This window comes from Streptomyces sp. YIM 98790 (assembly GCF_011421595.1).
GTDB lineage: Bacteria > Actinomycetota > Actinomycetes > Streptomycetales > Streptomycetaceae > Streptomyces.
The window spans coordinates 1-14,182 of the sequence record NZ_WTLH01000156.1 but is presented as its reverse complement, the minus strand read 5'-3'; the positions used below and the strand labels follow the sequence as shown (position 1 = coordinate 14,182).

9 protein-coding genes and 1 pseudogene are annotated in these 14,182 nt (G+C 73.7%); 6 read left to right on the top strand and 4 right to left on the bottom strand.

Features of this window, described 5'->3' with window-relative positions; genetic code table 11:
* Positions 1–338: 338 nt before the first annotated feature.
* Both GQS09_RS21645 and GQS09_RS21640 read left to right on the top strand, forming a co-directional pair.
* Positions 339–1,205 (top strand): helix-turn-helix transcriptional regulator, encoded by an 867-nt coding sequence (locus GQS09_RS21645; RefSeq protein ID WP_165988848.1) that lies wholly within the window; start codon positions 339–341, stop codon positions 1,203–1,205.
* Positions 1,206–1,469: 264 nt separating this feature from the next.
* Positions 1,470–1,688 (top strand): DUF397 domain-containing protein, encoded by a 219-nt coding sequence (locus GQS09_RS21640; RefSeq protein WP_165988846.1) that lies wholly within the window; start codon positions 1,470–1,472, stop codon positions 1,686–1,688.
* 107 nt (positions 1,689–1,795) lie between these two features.
* Here GQS09_RS21640 and GQS09_RS21635 read toward each other — a convergent pair whose 3' ends face one another.
* Positions 1,796–2,917, bottom strand: a complete 1,122-nt coding sequence (locus GQS09_RS21635) for an ADP-ribosylglycohydrolase family protein (RefSeq protein WP_165988844.1) — start codon at positions 2,915–2,917, stop codon at positions 1,796–1,798.
* Between the two features lie 203 nt (positions 2,918–3,120).
* Complete coding sequence (locus tag GQS09_RS21630; protein ID WP_165988843.1) at positions 3,121–5,748, bottom strand: bifunctional FO biosynthesis protein CofGH; 2,628 nt, start codon at positions 5,746–5,748, stop codon at positions 3,121–3,123.
* A 295-nt stretch (positions 5,749–6,043) separates the two neighbouring features.
* On the opposite strand from GQS09_RS21630, the gene GQS09_RS21625 reads away from it, so the two are divergent.
* Together GQS09_RS21625 and GQS09_RS21620 are read left to right on the top strand one after the other, a co-directional pair.
* On the top strand, positions 6,044–9,022 hold the full coding sequence (locus GQS09_RS21625; RefSeq protein WP_165988841.1) for a BTAD domain-containing putative transcriptional regulator: 2,979 nt from the start codon (positions 6,044–6,046) through the stop codon (positions 9,020–9,022).
* A 299-nt stretch (positions 9,023–9,321) separates the two neighbouring features.
* On the top strand, positions 9,322–9,474 hold the full coding sequence (locus tag GQS09_RS21620) for a hypothetical protein (protein ID WP_165988839.1): 153 nt from the start codon (positions 9,322–9,324) through the stop codon (positions 9,472–9,474).
* A gap of 626 nt (positions 9,475–10,100) precedes the next feature.
* Here the strand turns inward: GQS09_RS21620 and GQS09_RS21615 are convergent.
* Positions 10,101–11,299, bottom strand: a pseudogene (locus tag GQS09_RS21615) (cellulose binding domain-containing protein).
* 240 nt (positions 11,300–11,539) lie between these two features.
* On the opposite strand from GQS09_RS21615, the gene GQS09_RS21610 reads away from it, so the two are divergent.
* The gene (locus GQS09_RS21610; RefSeq protein ID WP_165988837.1) at positions 11,540–12,034 is read left to right on the top strand and encodes an Lrp/AsnC family transcriptional regulator; all 495 of its coding nucleotides are present in this window, start codon (positions 11,540–11,542) and stop codon (positions 12,032–12,034) included.
* A gap of 88 nt (positions 12,035–12,122) precedes the next feature.
* A complete protein-coding gene (locus GQS09_RS21605; protein WP_165988835.1) occupies positions 12,123–12,827 on the top strand; it encodes a hypothetical protein in 705 nt (234 codons plus the stop codon).
* A gap of 45 nt (positions 12,828–12,872) precedes the next feature.
* On the opposite strand, the gene GQS09_RS21600 is transcribed toward GQS09_RS21605, so the two are convergent.
* The coding region (locus GQS09_RS21600) for a PQQ-binding-like beta-propeller repeat protein (protein WP_165988833.1) at positions 12,873–14,182 on the bottom strand (1,310 nt) is incomplete at its 5' end.

Genomic DNA, 14,182 nt, shown 5'->3' with positions numbered 1-14,182 from the left:
GCAAGCCGCAGCCGGTCCCGGACCCGCGGCGGCGACTGGAGGTGGCCCGGGCCTCGGCCCGGACGTCCTCCGGGCTGACCGGGCTGACCGGCCTGCGGGGCTGACGCCGCGCCACGCCGCACCGCCGTCGCGCCGGTCCCCGGCGCGCACGCACGCGCGGCCGGCAGAAGAGCGAGAAGGGCAACGGCCAGGACAGATATGGCCGTTGCCCTACCCCGCGCTTGCCTCCGGGCACCCTCTGTTGTCATTCTCCAGCGCAGAGCGGCTGTTGATGGCAGGCTGACTGCTTGCGGCAGTCACACGGTTCTGGGCAGTGAATCGACGGAGGTGCACGGTCCGTGGCGGCAAACGTCAATCCCACGGTGCGGCGGAGAAGGCTGGGCCAGGAGCTGCGCCGGCTCCGGGAAGAGCGCCAGATGACGGCCGAGGAGGTGGCCGAGCGGCTGCTGGTCTCGCAGTCCAAGATCAGCCGGCTGGAGAACGGCAGACGCAGCATAAGTCCGCGTGACGTACGGGACCTGTGCGGCGTCTACGACGTCAAGGACCGGAAACTTGTGGAGTCCTTGATGCAGATGGCCAAGGAGTCGCGGCAGCAGGGCTGGTGGCACGCGTTCGCCGAACTGTCGCCCACCTACAGCGTGTACATAGGCCTGGAGACCGAGGCGGCCTCGCTGCGGATCTACGAGCCGCAGGTGGTGCCGGGTCTGCTGCAGACCGAGGACTACGCGCGGGCGGTGATCCGCGGCGCGCTCCCGGAGATCGCCGAGGAGGACGCCGACCGCCGGGTCCAGGTGCGGATGCGCCGGCAGCAGCGGGTGCACGAGACCCGCAATCCGCTGCGGCTGTGGGCGGTGGTGGACGAGGCGGCGCTGCGCCGCGTGGTCGGCGGGCCGGAGGTGATGTCCGCCCAGCTCAGGCATCTGGTGGAGGTCTCCCGGCTGCCGCATGTCACGCTCCAGGTGATGCCGTTCTCCTGCGGGGCGCATCCGGGGCTGAACGGCCAGTACGCCATTCTGGAGTTCCCGGACTCGGCCGATTCCTCGGTCATCTATCTGGAGGGGGTCACCAGTGACCTCTATCTGGAGAAGGCCAATGACGTGCAGCACTACAGCGTGATGTACGAGCATCTGCGCGCCGAGGCGCACAGCCCGGAACAGACCCGGGAGTTCATCGCCGCCATGGTCAAGGAGTACGCCGCCGGCTAGCGTCCACCGGCCGCGCCGCGGCACCACGACTGCCCGATCCACTGCCGGAGGACCGACGCGGGCCGGGCCGTGCCCGCCACGGGCGCACACGGCTCGAAAATCGGCATAGTTTACAGGGTCCAGGTAAACATATCCAGAACTGGACGCGTGCATCGCCCGGTTGAGTGATGGATCTCACCGACCCGGCCACCTGGCTAGTACGGTCACGCCCACACACCGCCGCACGAGCGGGCGTGCAGCACACGGGAAAGGCCAGTGGCACTCATGGCAATTCAGCAGGGCAGGACGCACAGATGGAAGAAGTCCTCCTATTCGGGCGGCAACGGTGCCTGCCTGGAGGTCAAGGCTCCGGGGGCGGAGACCTTCCTGGTGCGTGATTCCAAGGTTCCGGCGGGAGCGCGGCTGGGCTTCCGTCCGGTGTCCTGGGAGGTGTTCGTCAAAGCCGCCGGCCGGGGCGCGCTGACCGGCGAGTCCCGGAACTGACGGCACGGGCCGCCGACCGTTCCCCGGCCGGCGGCAGTCCACGCGCGCCCGGCGACGCACCGTGATCCTTCCCGCGGCGCCGCGCCGGGCCGCTTGGTGACGTGCCGTCACAGATGCCGGGGATAGCGCTCCAGCCAGGCCGCGGACGCCTGTGCCGGGCTGTGCAGCACGGGCCCCTGGGTCATCTCCATGGCGAAGTCGTCGGCCAGTTCCAGGATGGTGGCCCGGCCCTCCAGCCCGGCCAGCAGATCGGGCGGCAGCGCGGTCTCCCCGTACATCGCCCCCAGCAGATTCCCGCAGACCGAGCCGGTGGAGTCGGAATCGCCGCCATGGTTGACCGCGAGCAGCAGCCCGTGCCGGACGTCCTCGGCGACCAGGGCGCAGTAGACGCCGATGGCCAGCGCCTCCTCGGCGATCCAGCCCTCCCCCAGGGACGCCACCCGTTCGGGACCGGGCAGGCCCTGCCGCACCGCGCCGAGGGCCCGCCGCAGCGCCTCGGTGGTCTCCTCGTGACCGGCCCGCACCGAAAGCTGGGCCAGGGCCTTCTGCACCGCGGAGTCCAGGTCGTCGCCGCGGACCAGGGCGTGCACGATGGCGGCGAAGGCCCCCGCCGCGAGCTGGCCGGTGGGATGGCCGTGGGTCTGCGCGGCGCACTCCACGCCCATCTGGAAGACCAGCCGCGGGTCCCAGCCGGCCAGCAGCCCGAACGGGGCGGAGCGCATCACCGTGCCGCAGCCCTTGGAGCGGGGGTTCTTGGGCTTGTCCACGGTGCCCATGACGGCATCGGCCAGGCCGCCCAGGCAGGCCCGGCCGGGGGCGCGCTGGGCGTACAGCCATTCCTGGCGGGCCAGCCAGCCGTCCTCGGTGCGCCGCTCGTCCGGGCCCCAGTCGCGCTGGGTGCGGTACCAGCGGCGGTAGGCGGCGTGCACGTCGGTGGGCGGGTGCCAGGCGCCGGTGTCCCGGCGGACATGGGCGCGGATCAGGCCGTCCACGGTGAACAGGGTCATCTGGGTGTCGTCGGTGACGGCGCCGAGCCGGCCGTAGGCGGGCACATAGCCGGTGACGCCCTGCGGGCCGTACTTCTCGCGGATCTGCTCCAGGGAGTCGAACTCGATGCCGGCGCCGAGGGCGTCCCCGAGAGCGCCGCCGAGCAGACAGCCGCGCACCCGGCTGCGGAACATCTCCTGCTCCGCCCGCCCCCACAGCCCGTCCGCGGCCGGTGCCGTCATCTGCCCTGCCCCCCTCGCCTTGCGCCCCCGCCTCGCCGGTCGTTGGCAGCGTAGGACACCGCCGGGGCGTTCGTCAGGAGCCTCCCGGGGAGGTGTCGGGCACCCACCGTGTGCATCCGGGCACAAGCGGGCGCACCCGGTGCACGCCGCTGCGCACGGCGGGGCACGCGGCCGGGCGGGGGGCCGGGCGGGGTGCCCGGGCGTCACTCCGCGGCCAGGGGCAGCAGCGCGGGCAGCCGGCCGTCGGCGGCGAGCGCCCGCTCCACGCGCTCGGCCGGAACCTCCCCGTAGGTGGTGGTGCGCAGCCGGGACGGACGGCCGGCCGCCTCGGCGATGGCCCGCAGCTCGGCCACCGAGCGGTGCGATCCGTAACGGGAGCCGGCCATCCGGGAGATGGTCTCCTCCATCAGGGTGCCGCCCAGGTCGTTGGCGCCGCTGCGCAGCATCTCGGCCGCGCCCTCGGCGCCCAGCTTCACCCAGCTGGTCTGGACATTGGTGATGTGCGGATGCAGCAGCAGCCGGGCCATGGCGGTGACCACGCGGTTCTCCCGCGCGGTAGGACCGGGCCGGGCCAGACCGGCCAGGTACACCGGTGCGTTGGTGTGCACGAACGGCAGGGTGACGAACTCGGTGAAGCCGGCCACGCCCTTCTCCTCGTTCTCCCGCTGCATCCGGGCCAGGGTGCGGAAGTGCCCCAGCCAGTGCCGGGGTTCGTCCACATGCCCGTACATCATGGTGGCGGAGGAACGCAGGCCCAGCTCGTGGGCGGTGGAGACCACCTCGATCCAGTCGGCGGCGGGCAGCTTGCCCTTGGTGAGCACCCAGCGGACCTCGTCGTCCAGGATCTCCGCGGCCGTGCCCGGGATGGAGTCCACCCCGGCCTCCTGCGCCGCGGCCAGCCAGTCCCGCACCGACAGCCCGGTGCGGGCGGCGCCGTTGACCACCTCCATCGGGGAGAAGGCGTGCACATGGATGCCGGGGACCCGCTCCTTGACCGCCCGTGCGATGTCGAAATAGGCGGTGCCGGGCAGATCCGGGTGGATGCCGCCCTGCATGCACACCTCCACCGCGCCCACCTCCCATGCCTGCCCGGCGCGGTCGGCGATCTGCTCCAGGGAGAGGGTGTAGGAGTCGGCGTCGGTGCGGCGCTGGGCGAAGGCGCAGAACCGGCAGCCGGTGTAGCAGACATTGGTGAAGTTGATGTTCCTGGTGACCACGTAGGTCACCTCCTCGCCCACCGTGTCGCGGCGCAGCGCGTCGGCGATGCCGCACAGGGCGTCCAGCGCCGGGCCGTCGGCGTGCAGCAGGGCCAGGGCCTGCGGGTCGGTGAGCCGGGCGGGATTCCCGGCGGCCGTGCGCAGGGCGGCCCGCACCTCGGCGTCCAGCCGCTCCGGGGCGGCGCGGCGCCCGGCCTCGGCGCGCTCGCGCAGCTCCTGCCAGTCGCCGTAGACCTCGGCGAAGTCGGCGCGGCGGTCGGCGCTGCGGCCGGTGGTGTCGATGGTGCGGTGCAGATCGGTGCGGCCCGCGGCGGTCAGCGGCACGTCCGGCTCCTGCCAGGGCAGGCCCCGGGGCCGGGTGTCCGGACGGGCCAGCCCGGTCTCCGGCTCGGCCAGCGCGCTGACGTGCGGCTCCAGCCGGGGGTCCAGCCAGGGCTCGCCGCGCCGCAGGAACTCCGGGTAGATCGTGAGGCGTTCACGCAGCGTGTAGCCGGAGCCGGCGGTCCGCTCGGCGAGCCTGTCGAGGTGCGGCCAGGGCCGCTCGGGATTGACGTGGTCCGGGGTGAGCGGCGAGACGCCGCCCCAGTCGTCGATCCCGGCGCCGAGCAGCAGGCCGTACTCCCGCTCGTCCGCCAGATTGGGCGGGGCCTGGATGCGGGCCTCGGGGCCGAGCAGCAGCCGGGCGACGGCGATGGCCGCGGCCAGCTCGGACGGAGCGGCGTCCGGCGCGGCACGCATGGCCGTGTCCGGCTTGGCGCGGAAGTTCTGCACGATGACTTCCTGGATGCCGCGGTAGGCACGGGCGACGCGGCGCAGCGCGAACAGCGACTCGGCACGCTCCGCGAAGGTCTCGCCGATGCCGATGAGCAGCCCGGTGGTGAACGGCACGCTGGAGCGGCCGGCGTCCTCCAGCACCCGCAGCCGGACGGCCGGTTCCTTGTCCGGCGAGCCGTGGTGCGGGCCGCCGGGCTCGGACCACAGGCGGGTGGCGGTGGTCTCCAGCATCATGCCCATGGACGGCGCCACCGGCTTCAGGCGCTGGAAGTCCGCCCAGCTCAGCACGCCCGGGTTGAGGTGCGGCAGCAGGCCCGTCTCCTCCAGCACCCGGATGGCCATGGCCCGCAGATAGGCCAGGGTGGTGTCGTAGCCGTGGGCGTGCAGCCAGTCGGCGGCCTCCGGCCAGCGGTCCTCGGGGCGGTCGCCCAGCGTGAACAGGGCTTCCTTGCAGCCGAGTTCCGCGCCGCGGCGGGCGATGTCCAGCACCTCGCCGGGCGTCAGGTACGGCTCCTGCCCGGCGGCCCGCAGCTTGCCGGGCACGGTCACGAAGGTGCAGTAGTGGCAGCGGTCCCGGCACAGCCGGGTCAGCGGGATGAACACCTTTCTGGAGTAGGTGATGACGCCGGGGCGGCCGGCCGCGGCCAGGCCGGCGTCCCGCACCCGGGCCGCGGCCCGGCACAGCTCGGCCAGATCCTCCCCTGCGGCCTGGAGCAGCACCTCGGCCTCGGCGGCGTCCAGCGCCACGCCGTCCCGCGCCCGGCGCAGGGCGCGGCGCATGGCGGTGGGTGTCGGTCCCGGTCCCGGTGCCGGCCCCTGTCCCGGCGCGCTGATCGTCATTCCATGAGCATAAAGAAGAGGTGCGACACTCCTGTGGCACCGCGGCCCGCTCCCGCACCGCAGACCGCGCACGGTCACGTCCGCACTCCCCCGGAACCGGCCGTCCGCCCCCCGCGTCCGGTCCCGGTACCGGAGGGAGACGGAACAATGGGCGGGACGGCGCGGAGTGACGTCGCGTGAAGTGCCGCTTGACGTGGACGCACCCTAACGAAATCGGCAGGCACAGGGCAGACTTGCACAAGCGCTCAGGCTGACGCGCGGAAGCAGGTCGGCGCAGGAAGCACAGAGGTATCAGATGACCGACGGTGAGGGGACCTCGGTACCGGTGCCGGGTCCCCGCAGAGCCACAGAGGGCGCGGCAGGGCCGCCGCAGCGGCCGCCCGCGCTGCGCTGGTCCGTGCTCGGCCCGGTGCGCGTCCGCCTCGGCGAGCGGCAGGTGGAGGCCGGTCAGCCCCGGCAGCAGGCGCTGCTGGCCACGCTGCTGCTGCGCGGCGGGCGGACGGCCTCGGCCCATGAGCTGATCAACGCCATCTGGGGCGAGGAGCCGCCCCAGCAGGCCCGGGCCGCGCTGCGCACCTACGCCTCCCGGCTGCGCAAGGCGCTGGGCCCGCGGGCCGACGCCCTGGTCAGCGAGGCCGGTGGCTACGCCCTGCGGCTGTCCCCCGGCGACACCCTGGACGTCACCCGGGCGGCGGAGCTGGCCGCGGCGGCCGAGAAGGCCGCGGCCGGCGGCGACCTGCCGCGGGCGCACGCGCTCTACGGCGAGGCGCTGGCGCTGTGGGAGGGCGAGCCGCTGACGGCGGTGCCCGGCCCGGACGCCGAGGTGCACCGCGCCCAGCTGGACGAGCGCCGCCTGGGCCTGCTGGAGCAGCGGCTGGAAGTGGGCCTGGAGGCGGGGCTGCACGCCGAGTCGGTCTCCGAGCTGACCGCCCTGACCGCCGAGCACCCGCTGCGCGAGCGGCTGCGCGAACTGCTGATGCTGGCCCTGTACCGGTGCGGCCGGCAGGCCGAGGCCCTGGCCGTCTACGCCGATGCCCGGCGCGTCCTGATCGACGACCTCGGCGTCGAGCCGCGCCCCGAGCTGTCCGACCTCCAGCAGCGGATTCTCAACGCCGACGAATCGCTGGCCTTCCACGCCGAGGGCCGGGCCTCCGCCGTGCCGCCGCCCGTCACCCCCCACCAGCTTCCGGCGGCCGTGCCGGACTTCACCGGGCGCCGGGAGTTCATCGACGACCTGGGCAAGCAGCTCACCTCGGCGGGCGGCTCGGTGATGGCGCTGTCCGCCGTGGCCGGCATCGGCGGGGTGGGCAAGACCACCCTGGCCGTCCAGGTCGCCCACACCGTGCGGGAGCGGTTCCCCGACGGCCAGCTCTACACCGACCTGCGCGGCGCCGGTCCGGCCCCGGCCGAGCCGGAGGCCGTGCTGGGTTCGTTCCTGCGCGCCATGGGCACCCCGGACTCCGCCATCCCCGACGGGGTGGAGGAGCGCGCCGGCCTGTACCGCTCGCTGCTGGACGGCCGGAGGGTGCTGGCACTGCTGGACAACGCCCGCGACGCCGCGCAGATCCGCCCGCTGCTGCCGGGCACGCCCGGCTGCGCGGTGCTGATCACCTCCCGGGTGCGTCTGGTGGACCTGGCCGGGGCGCATCTGGTGGACCTGGACGTGATGTCGCCGGAGGAGTCGCTGACCCTGTTCTCCCGCATCGTCGGGAAGGAACGGGTCGATGCCGAGCGCCAGGCGGCCATGGACGTGGTCGCGGCGTGCGGCTTCCTGCCGCTGGCCATCCGCATCGCCGCCGCCCGCCTGGCCTCCCGGCGCACCTGGACGGTGGCCGCACTGGCCGCCAAGCTCTCCGACGAGCGCCGGCGGCTGGACGAACTGACCGCCGGCGACCAGGCGGTGGCCGCCACCTTCGAGCTCGGCTACAGCCAGCTCGAACCCGAGCAGGCCCGCGCCTTCCGCCTGCTCGGCCTGGCCGACGGCCCGGACATCTCGCTGGACGCGGCAGCCGCCATGCTGGGCCGGGAGCCCGGGCAGACCGAGGACATCCTCGAAACCCTGGTCGACACCAGCCTGATCGAGTCGGCCGCGCCCGGCCGTTACCGCTTCCACGACCTGGTCCGGCTCTTCGCCCGCGCCTGCGCCGAACGCGACGAGCACCCGCCGGCCCAGCGCGACGCCGCCCGCTCCCGGCTGCGCGACTTCTATCTCGCCACGGCCACCGCCATCTACGCCCTGGAACGCCCCGGCGACCGGACGGTGGACCACCTCACCGAGGCCCGGCACCCCGGGCTCTCCTTCACGCACCGGGACGCCGCGCTGGACTGGCTGTACGCGGAGGCCGAGAACCTGCTCGCCTGCTCGCGCCAGGCGGCCCGCGAGGGGGTCCTGCGGCACGCGGCCGACACCCTGCTCGCGGCCCAGGACCTCTCCGAGTCCGGCGCCTACTCCCACCAGTTCGAGAGTGCCGCGCAACTGGTGCGGCAGGCCGCCGAGGAGGCGGGCGACGCCCTGGCCGAGGGCCGGGCGCGCACCGTGCTGACGCACGTCTACAGCATTGCGGGCCGGGTCCAGGAAGCGGGCGCCGAGGCGGAGCAGGCCCTGCAGCTCGGCCGTTCCACCGGAGATCCGCTGATCTGCGGGACCGCCCTCAACGACCTGGGGATCAACGCCTTCTACCAGAAGCGCAACGAGGACGCGGCCCGCTGTCTCCGCCTGGCCCTGGAGGCGTTCCGGACCGACGGCAATCGCTCCAGCGAGGCCAGCGCGCTGTGCAACCTGGCACGCGCCTACTCGGAACTGGGCCGCTTCGACGAGGCCATCGAGCTGGCCCGGAAGGGCGCGGAGATCTACCGGTCTCTCGGTCTCAAGCTGCGCCGGGCGAACGCCCGGTACGCGCTCGGGGTCACGCTGACCACGGCCGGCCGCCCGGAGGAGGCCCTGGAGGAGCTGCGGCTGGCGCTGGACCGTTTCCGGGAGAGCCGGCAGCGCCTGTGGGAGGGTTCCGCCCACTTCCGGATCGCCCAGGCGCAGCTCGCCGTCGGCCGGGCGCAGGAGGCGGCGAGCCATGCGGAACGGGCGCTGGCGCTCGGTGTCATCGGCGGGGACCGGATGCGCGGGACGATTCTCACCGTGCTGGGCAGGGCCCTGTCCGCCATGCGTCAGGACGACCGGGCCCGCGCCTGCTGGCGGGAGGCGCTGTCACTGCACGAGGCGAATGGTTCGTCCGAGGCCGCCGAGGTCCGGGGGCTCCTCGGCTCCGCGCGCGTCTGAGCCGCCGGATGCCGGGGCGCCGAGGGCGCCAGGGGTGCCCCAGGACGCCCGGAGGCCGCCCGCAGGAGAGCCCGCAGGAGAGGCCGCAGGAGCCCCGCAGGAGCCCCGCAGGAAGCAGCCCGGGGACCGGAGGGCGGGCAGGGACACCGACAGCCCCGCCAGGGCGTTCATCAGATGTTTATGGCACGATGCGAAGCTCCCGAGCCATCAACCGCACGACGGGTACGCCACCGGCTGCTCGGCAGCCCGGCGTTCCCGGCTGTCAGCCGTGCAGGCTGACGCAGAGCAAGGAGTCGACGTTGAGCGAGGAACTTCAGAAGGCGCCGAAGCAGCCCAGGCCGGCGGACCAGCACGCCGGCAGTGAACCGGTCCTCGACGAGGACCTCCCGGCACCGGGGGAGCCCAAGCCGGGCGACGACCTCCCGAAGCCCGACGACCAGCACATCGGCTGACGCCTCGTCCCTTTCCCTTCGCCGTGGGCCCGCTGCGCTGTCCGGAGCGGGCCCACATGCTGTGTCCCCGCCCCCTCCCGAGAGGTGTCCGTACCGTGCCCCGTCTCCCCTCCCGCATCGGCAGCATCTTTCTCATGTCCGCACTGGCCGCCGCGCTGTTCGCCGGCGGCCTCGCCATGCCGCCCTCCGACGGCGGCGGAAAGCCTGCGGCACCGGCCGACCACCACGTCGGATGACCCGCTCCCGTCCCGGGCTCCCGGGCCGCGTCCCCCGCTCCGGGGATGCGGCCCGGGAGCGTTTATCGATCGTTTACGGGGTCCTGCCAGACTCGTATCACCGAGGCCGCCGAGGGGGACGGCAGCCGAGGGCGGCCTGTTCGGCGGTTGCGGGGGAGCCGCCGAACAGGCCGCCGCAACGGAGGCCGGTTCCGGCGACGAGGAGGGGACGTCACCGGAACCGGCCTCCACTGCTGTGTCCGGAGCACCGTGTCCGGACCACTGTGCGCGGGCCGGCTTGCGCGGGCGGCCGTGCCCGGTTCCGCGGCGGCGCGGACGCGCGGTGGCGGCCGGCAGATGCTGCCGGCCGCCACCTGGTGGGTCAGGTCCGGGAGGGGTCCCGGGCCGGTGCTAGGACACCGAGCAGGCGGTGCCGTTGAGGGAGAACGAGGACGGCTTGGAGAAGCTGCCCGAGTACGTGCCCTGGAAGCCGAAGGACTGGCTGCCGCCCGCCGCGATGGTGCTGTTGTAGCTCTCCGGCGTGACGGTCACCGAGCCGCTGGACGGGCTGATCGTGGCGTTCCAGGCGCTGGTGACGGACTGCCCGCTGGGCAGGGTGAACGCCAGCCGCCAGTTGTTCACCGGGGACGAGCCGTTGTTCCGCACGGTCACATTGGCGGTGAATCCGCCCGGCCAGACGTTCTCGGTGTAGGTCACCGCACAGCTCCCGCCGGTCNGCCGGTGGTCGTCCCGCCGGTGGTCGTCCCGCCGGTCGTGGTGGTGCCGCCGGTGGTGCCGCCGGTGGTCGTCCCGCCGGTCGTGGTGGTGCCGCCGGTGGTGCCGCCGCCCTGGTTCACCTGGGCGGAGAAGGAGTTGACGGCCAGGCCCGCGCCGCCCTGCCAGGGCTCGAAGCCGGCCTGGATGCTGGTCAGGTACCAGGAGTTGGTCGCCATGCCGTGGCTGATCGCCTGGTTGATGAACGGCTTGACGTCAAAGCTCCAGCTGGTGATGGCGGAGTTGGACAGGAAGGAGATGACGTCGTTGTGGCCGTTGCTGCCGGTCCAGATCTCGAAGCTCCGGCCGCCGATGGTGATGTTCCCGGTCGGCGAGCCGATCGGCTGGATCGGCCCGACCCGGTTGAACCAGATCATGATCTCGGTGGCGTTGTTGCCGTCCCGGCGGGGGCTCGGGTCCAGCCAGATGTCGTAGGCGGCGTTGTACGCCCCGCCGCTGACGTAGGTGTAGTCGATGCTGCTGGTCACGCTCTGGATGTCGCTGATGCGCATCGGCAGGTTGGTGCCCGGCGAGCAGTTGGTGTAGTGGCAGCCCAGATAGATGGACGGGTAGGACTTGGGGGCCCCGTTGGTGGGGACGCTGCCGTCGGCCTGGGTGATGCGGAAACCGCTGCTCGTCACGTCGATGCACTGGGTGGCGCTGGTGCCCCACCGGTTGTTCTGGACGACATAGCGGCCCTGCACGGTGGTGCTGCCGTACTGCTCGCAGATGACCGGCTCGGCCTGTGCGGCCGGCAGCGGCAGCGCCACGACAGCCGCGATCGACGCCAGCGCGGCCATGATGGCCAGGGCGGCGCCACGCAGTCGAAGTCGCATGGTGCTCCTCGGGTAGGGGGTGGCCTTCTGTTGCTGCGGGAGCGCTCCCATGACGCATTCCGCTGCGGACAGTAGGAGGGTTCGGCGGCACGGGCAAGAGACGGGACAGAAGTTGATCCCGTGAAACGACTCAGTCCGCCGTCCCGGCCCGCCCGCCGGGCGGCCGTACGCCCCGCCTCCGCCGGTGTGAGTCACCGCACACCCCTTGATCGGCCGGGGTATTCCCGGTATCCCTGCCGCATGACCGAGGTTTCCCTGGACGACACCGACCTGCGCCTGCTGGAGGCGCTCCAGCGCGACGGCCGGGCCAGCTTCGCGGAGCTGGCCCGGCAGGTCTCGATGTCGGCCAGCGCCGTCACCGAGCGGGTGCGGCGGCTGGAGGAGAGCGGCGTGATCAGCGGATACACCGCAGTCGTGGACCCCGAGCGGCTGGGCCTGCCGATCCTCGCCCTGGTCCGGCTGCGCTATCCGACGAACAACTACAAGCCGGTGCACGATCTGCTCGCCGTGCTGCCGGAGGCGGTGGAGGCACACCATGTGACCGGGGAGGACTGCTTCGTCATCACGGTGCTCGCCCGCTCCATGCGCCACCTGGAACAGACCGTGGGCCGGATCGCCGGGCTGGGCGCGGTGACCACCAGCATCGTCTACTCCAGCCCGCTGCCCCGCCGGCCGCCGGCCCCCGCCCTGATCCGCCCGGACACCTCCGCCCCGTCCCGCACCGCCCCTGCGTGACTCCGCATGCGAGGCGTGCTGACGGGGCGTAGCGTCGGGAGAGGCACGCCTTCCCGGGACAGGTATTCCGGGACAAGAGGGCACCTCGATGGAGGAGGCACTCCCGATGTTGCGCAATGTGCTCGGGGCCGCGCTGGCCCTGGTGGCCGCGGTGGCCGTGCTGATCAGCCCCTTCCTGGACTGGTACGGCGAGCGGCAGGGACGCCAGATCCGGCTGGTGGAGCTGTTCGACCCGGACGGCCTGACGGATTCCACGGCCGGACTGCTGACCGGGCTCGCGGTGGCGATGCTGGTGGTGGCGGTGGTCGCCGTGGTGGGCGTGGTACTGCGTTCCCGGCTGATGGTGGCGCTGGCCGGAGTGCTGGCCATCGGGCTGACCGTGCTGTGGATGGCACGCCGCTACGAGGCCACCGACAGCCTGCTGGTCGGCGGGGACGGGGTGCAGGCAGGGGCGCTCACCGCGCTGGCTGCCGGGCTGGCGATGCTGATCGCCGCGGTGGTGATGGCGGGCCGCCGGGCGGCCGTGACCACCGGGCGGCATGCCCGCACCGCCCCCGAGGAGCGCACGGAGCCCGAGCCGCAGACCCGGCAGGAGGCACAGCCGGAGCGGACCGAGGAGTACCCGCGCTGGGACGAGCGGCAGCCGCCGGAACAGCCGGAAGAGGAGCAGCAGCACACTCACCCGTACTTCTCGCGCCCGCAGCGGGGAGAGAGGCCGCCGGAGCAGCCGCAGCCCCGCCACTACCCGGGCGAACACCCCCCGGACCACCGGGACCACCGGGACGTGGCCTGACCGGGCCCGGCCGGCCGCGCCCGCCGGGCCCGCGGCGGGCGCGGATCAGTTCCGGTCGGCGGGGCGTGCGGTGCCGAGGGCGGCGTCCAGGGCGTAGACGCAGCGGTCCGCGCTGCAGGCGAAGACCATGCCGCCCGAGGCCACCGGGGAGCCGGTGATGGCCCCGCCGGTCTTCAGCTTCCAGGTCAGCCGGCCGCTGGCGGCGTCGAGGGTGTAGAGGCAGAAGTCCTCCGAGCCGAAGTGCACCCGGCCGTCCGCGGCGACCGGGGAGCCGACGATGGCCTCGCCGGCACCGAACCGCCAGCGCGGGGTGCCGCTCGCCGCGTCCAGCGTGTACAGGGCGCTGCCGCTGCCCACATGCACCAGCCCGTCGGCGACCACCACCGGCTCCGGGGACTGCCTGGGCTCGGTGACCAGCCGCCAGCGGTCGTCCCCGGTGTGCGGGTCCAGGGCGTAGACGGTGCCCAGGTAGTCGGTGAAGAAGATGCCGCCGGCGCCGCCGGTCAGGCCCGCCGGCGCGTGCACCGGCGGGCAGAGCACCGCGGCCGGGGCGTCGAACCGCCAGCGCTCACCGCCGGTGGCCGCGTCGAGCGCGAACACCCGGGAGCCGGCGGCCGCGTAGACCATGCCGTCCGTGCCCGGGTGGACCCGGACCGGCACCCCGCCGGTGACGGACGGATCGCCCACCCGGTGCCGCCACAGCTGGTCGCCGGTGCGCGCCTGGAGGGCGTAGAGGTGTTCGTCGCCCCAGGTGTAGACGGTGCCGTCGGCGATGACCGGCCCGGTGTCGGGGGATTCGAACTCGGCCTGCATGCCGCCGATGTCCCACAGCCGCTCGCCGTTGGCCGCCTCCCACGCCTGGACGGTGCCGCCGCGGGCCGCGGTGAGGACCGTGCCGCGCTCGGCGCCGAGCGCGTAGATCCGGCCCTCGGTGGGCTGCCGCCAGCGGTCCGCCCCGTCGGTGGAGTCCAGGGCGTAGAGGCTGGTGCCGTCGGTGGCCAGCACCCGGCCGCCGCTGACCGCCATCGTCCAGGCCACCTCGCGGGTCTTGAACTGCCGCCGCCCGCTGGCCACGTCGAGCGCGTGCACCTCGAAGGAGGTGACGTAGAGCAGGCCGTCACGGACCGTGGGGGAGCCCCACAGGTCGTTGGACATCCGGAACCGCCAGGGGCGCCAGTCGGGCGCGGCCTGCGACACCCGGCCGGGGCCGACCGAGGGAGGGGCGGCCACCGAACGGGAGTGCCCGTCCGAGGCGGGCAGGGGGGCGGGAGCGGCGGGCGGTGCGGGCACCGGGGCGGAAGGAGCCGCCTCCCCGCCGGCGGGCCGGGGCCGGCCCTGCGGCCGGTCGGGCACGG

Coding starts and splice junctions, on each gene's coding strand:
- GQS09_RS21640 (WP_165988846.1), top strand. CDS start 1,470: ATGGCAATTCAGCAGGGCAGGACGCACAGATGGAAGAAGTCCTCCTAT.
- GQS09_RS21635 (WP_165988844.1), bottom strand. CDS start 2,917: ATGACGGCACCGGCCGCGGACGGGCTGTGGGGGCGGGCGGAGCAGGAG.
- GQS09_RS21630 (WP_165988843.1), bottom strand. CDS start 5,748: ATGACGATCAGCGCGCCGGGACAGGGGCCGGCACCGGGACCGGGACCG.
- GQS09_RS21625 (WP_165988841.1), top strand. CDS start 6,044: ATGACCGACGGTGAGGGGACCTCGGTACCGGTGCCGGGTCCCCGCAGA.
- GQS09_RS21610 (WP_165988837.1), top strand. CDS start 11,540: ATGACCGAGGTTTCCCTGGACGACACCGACCTGCGCCTGCTGGAGGCG.
- GQS09_RS21605 (WP_165988835.1), top strand. CDS start 12,123: ATGGAGGAGGCACTCCCGATGTTGCGCAATGTGCTCGGGGCCGCGCTG.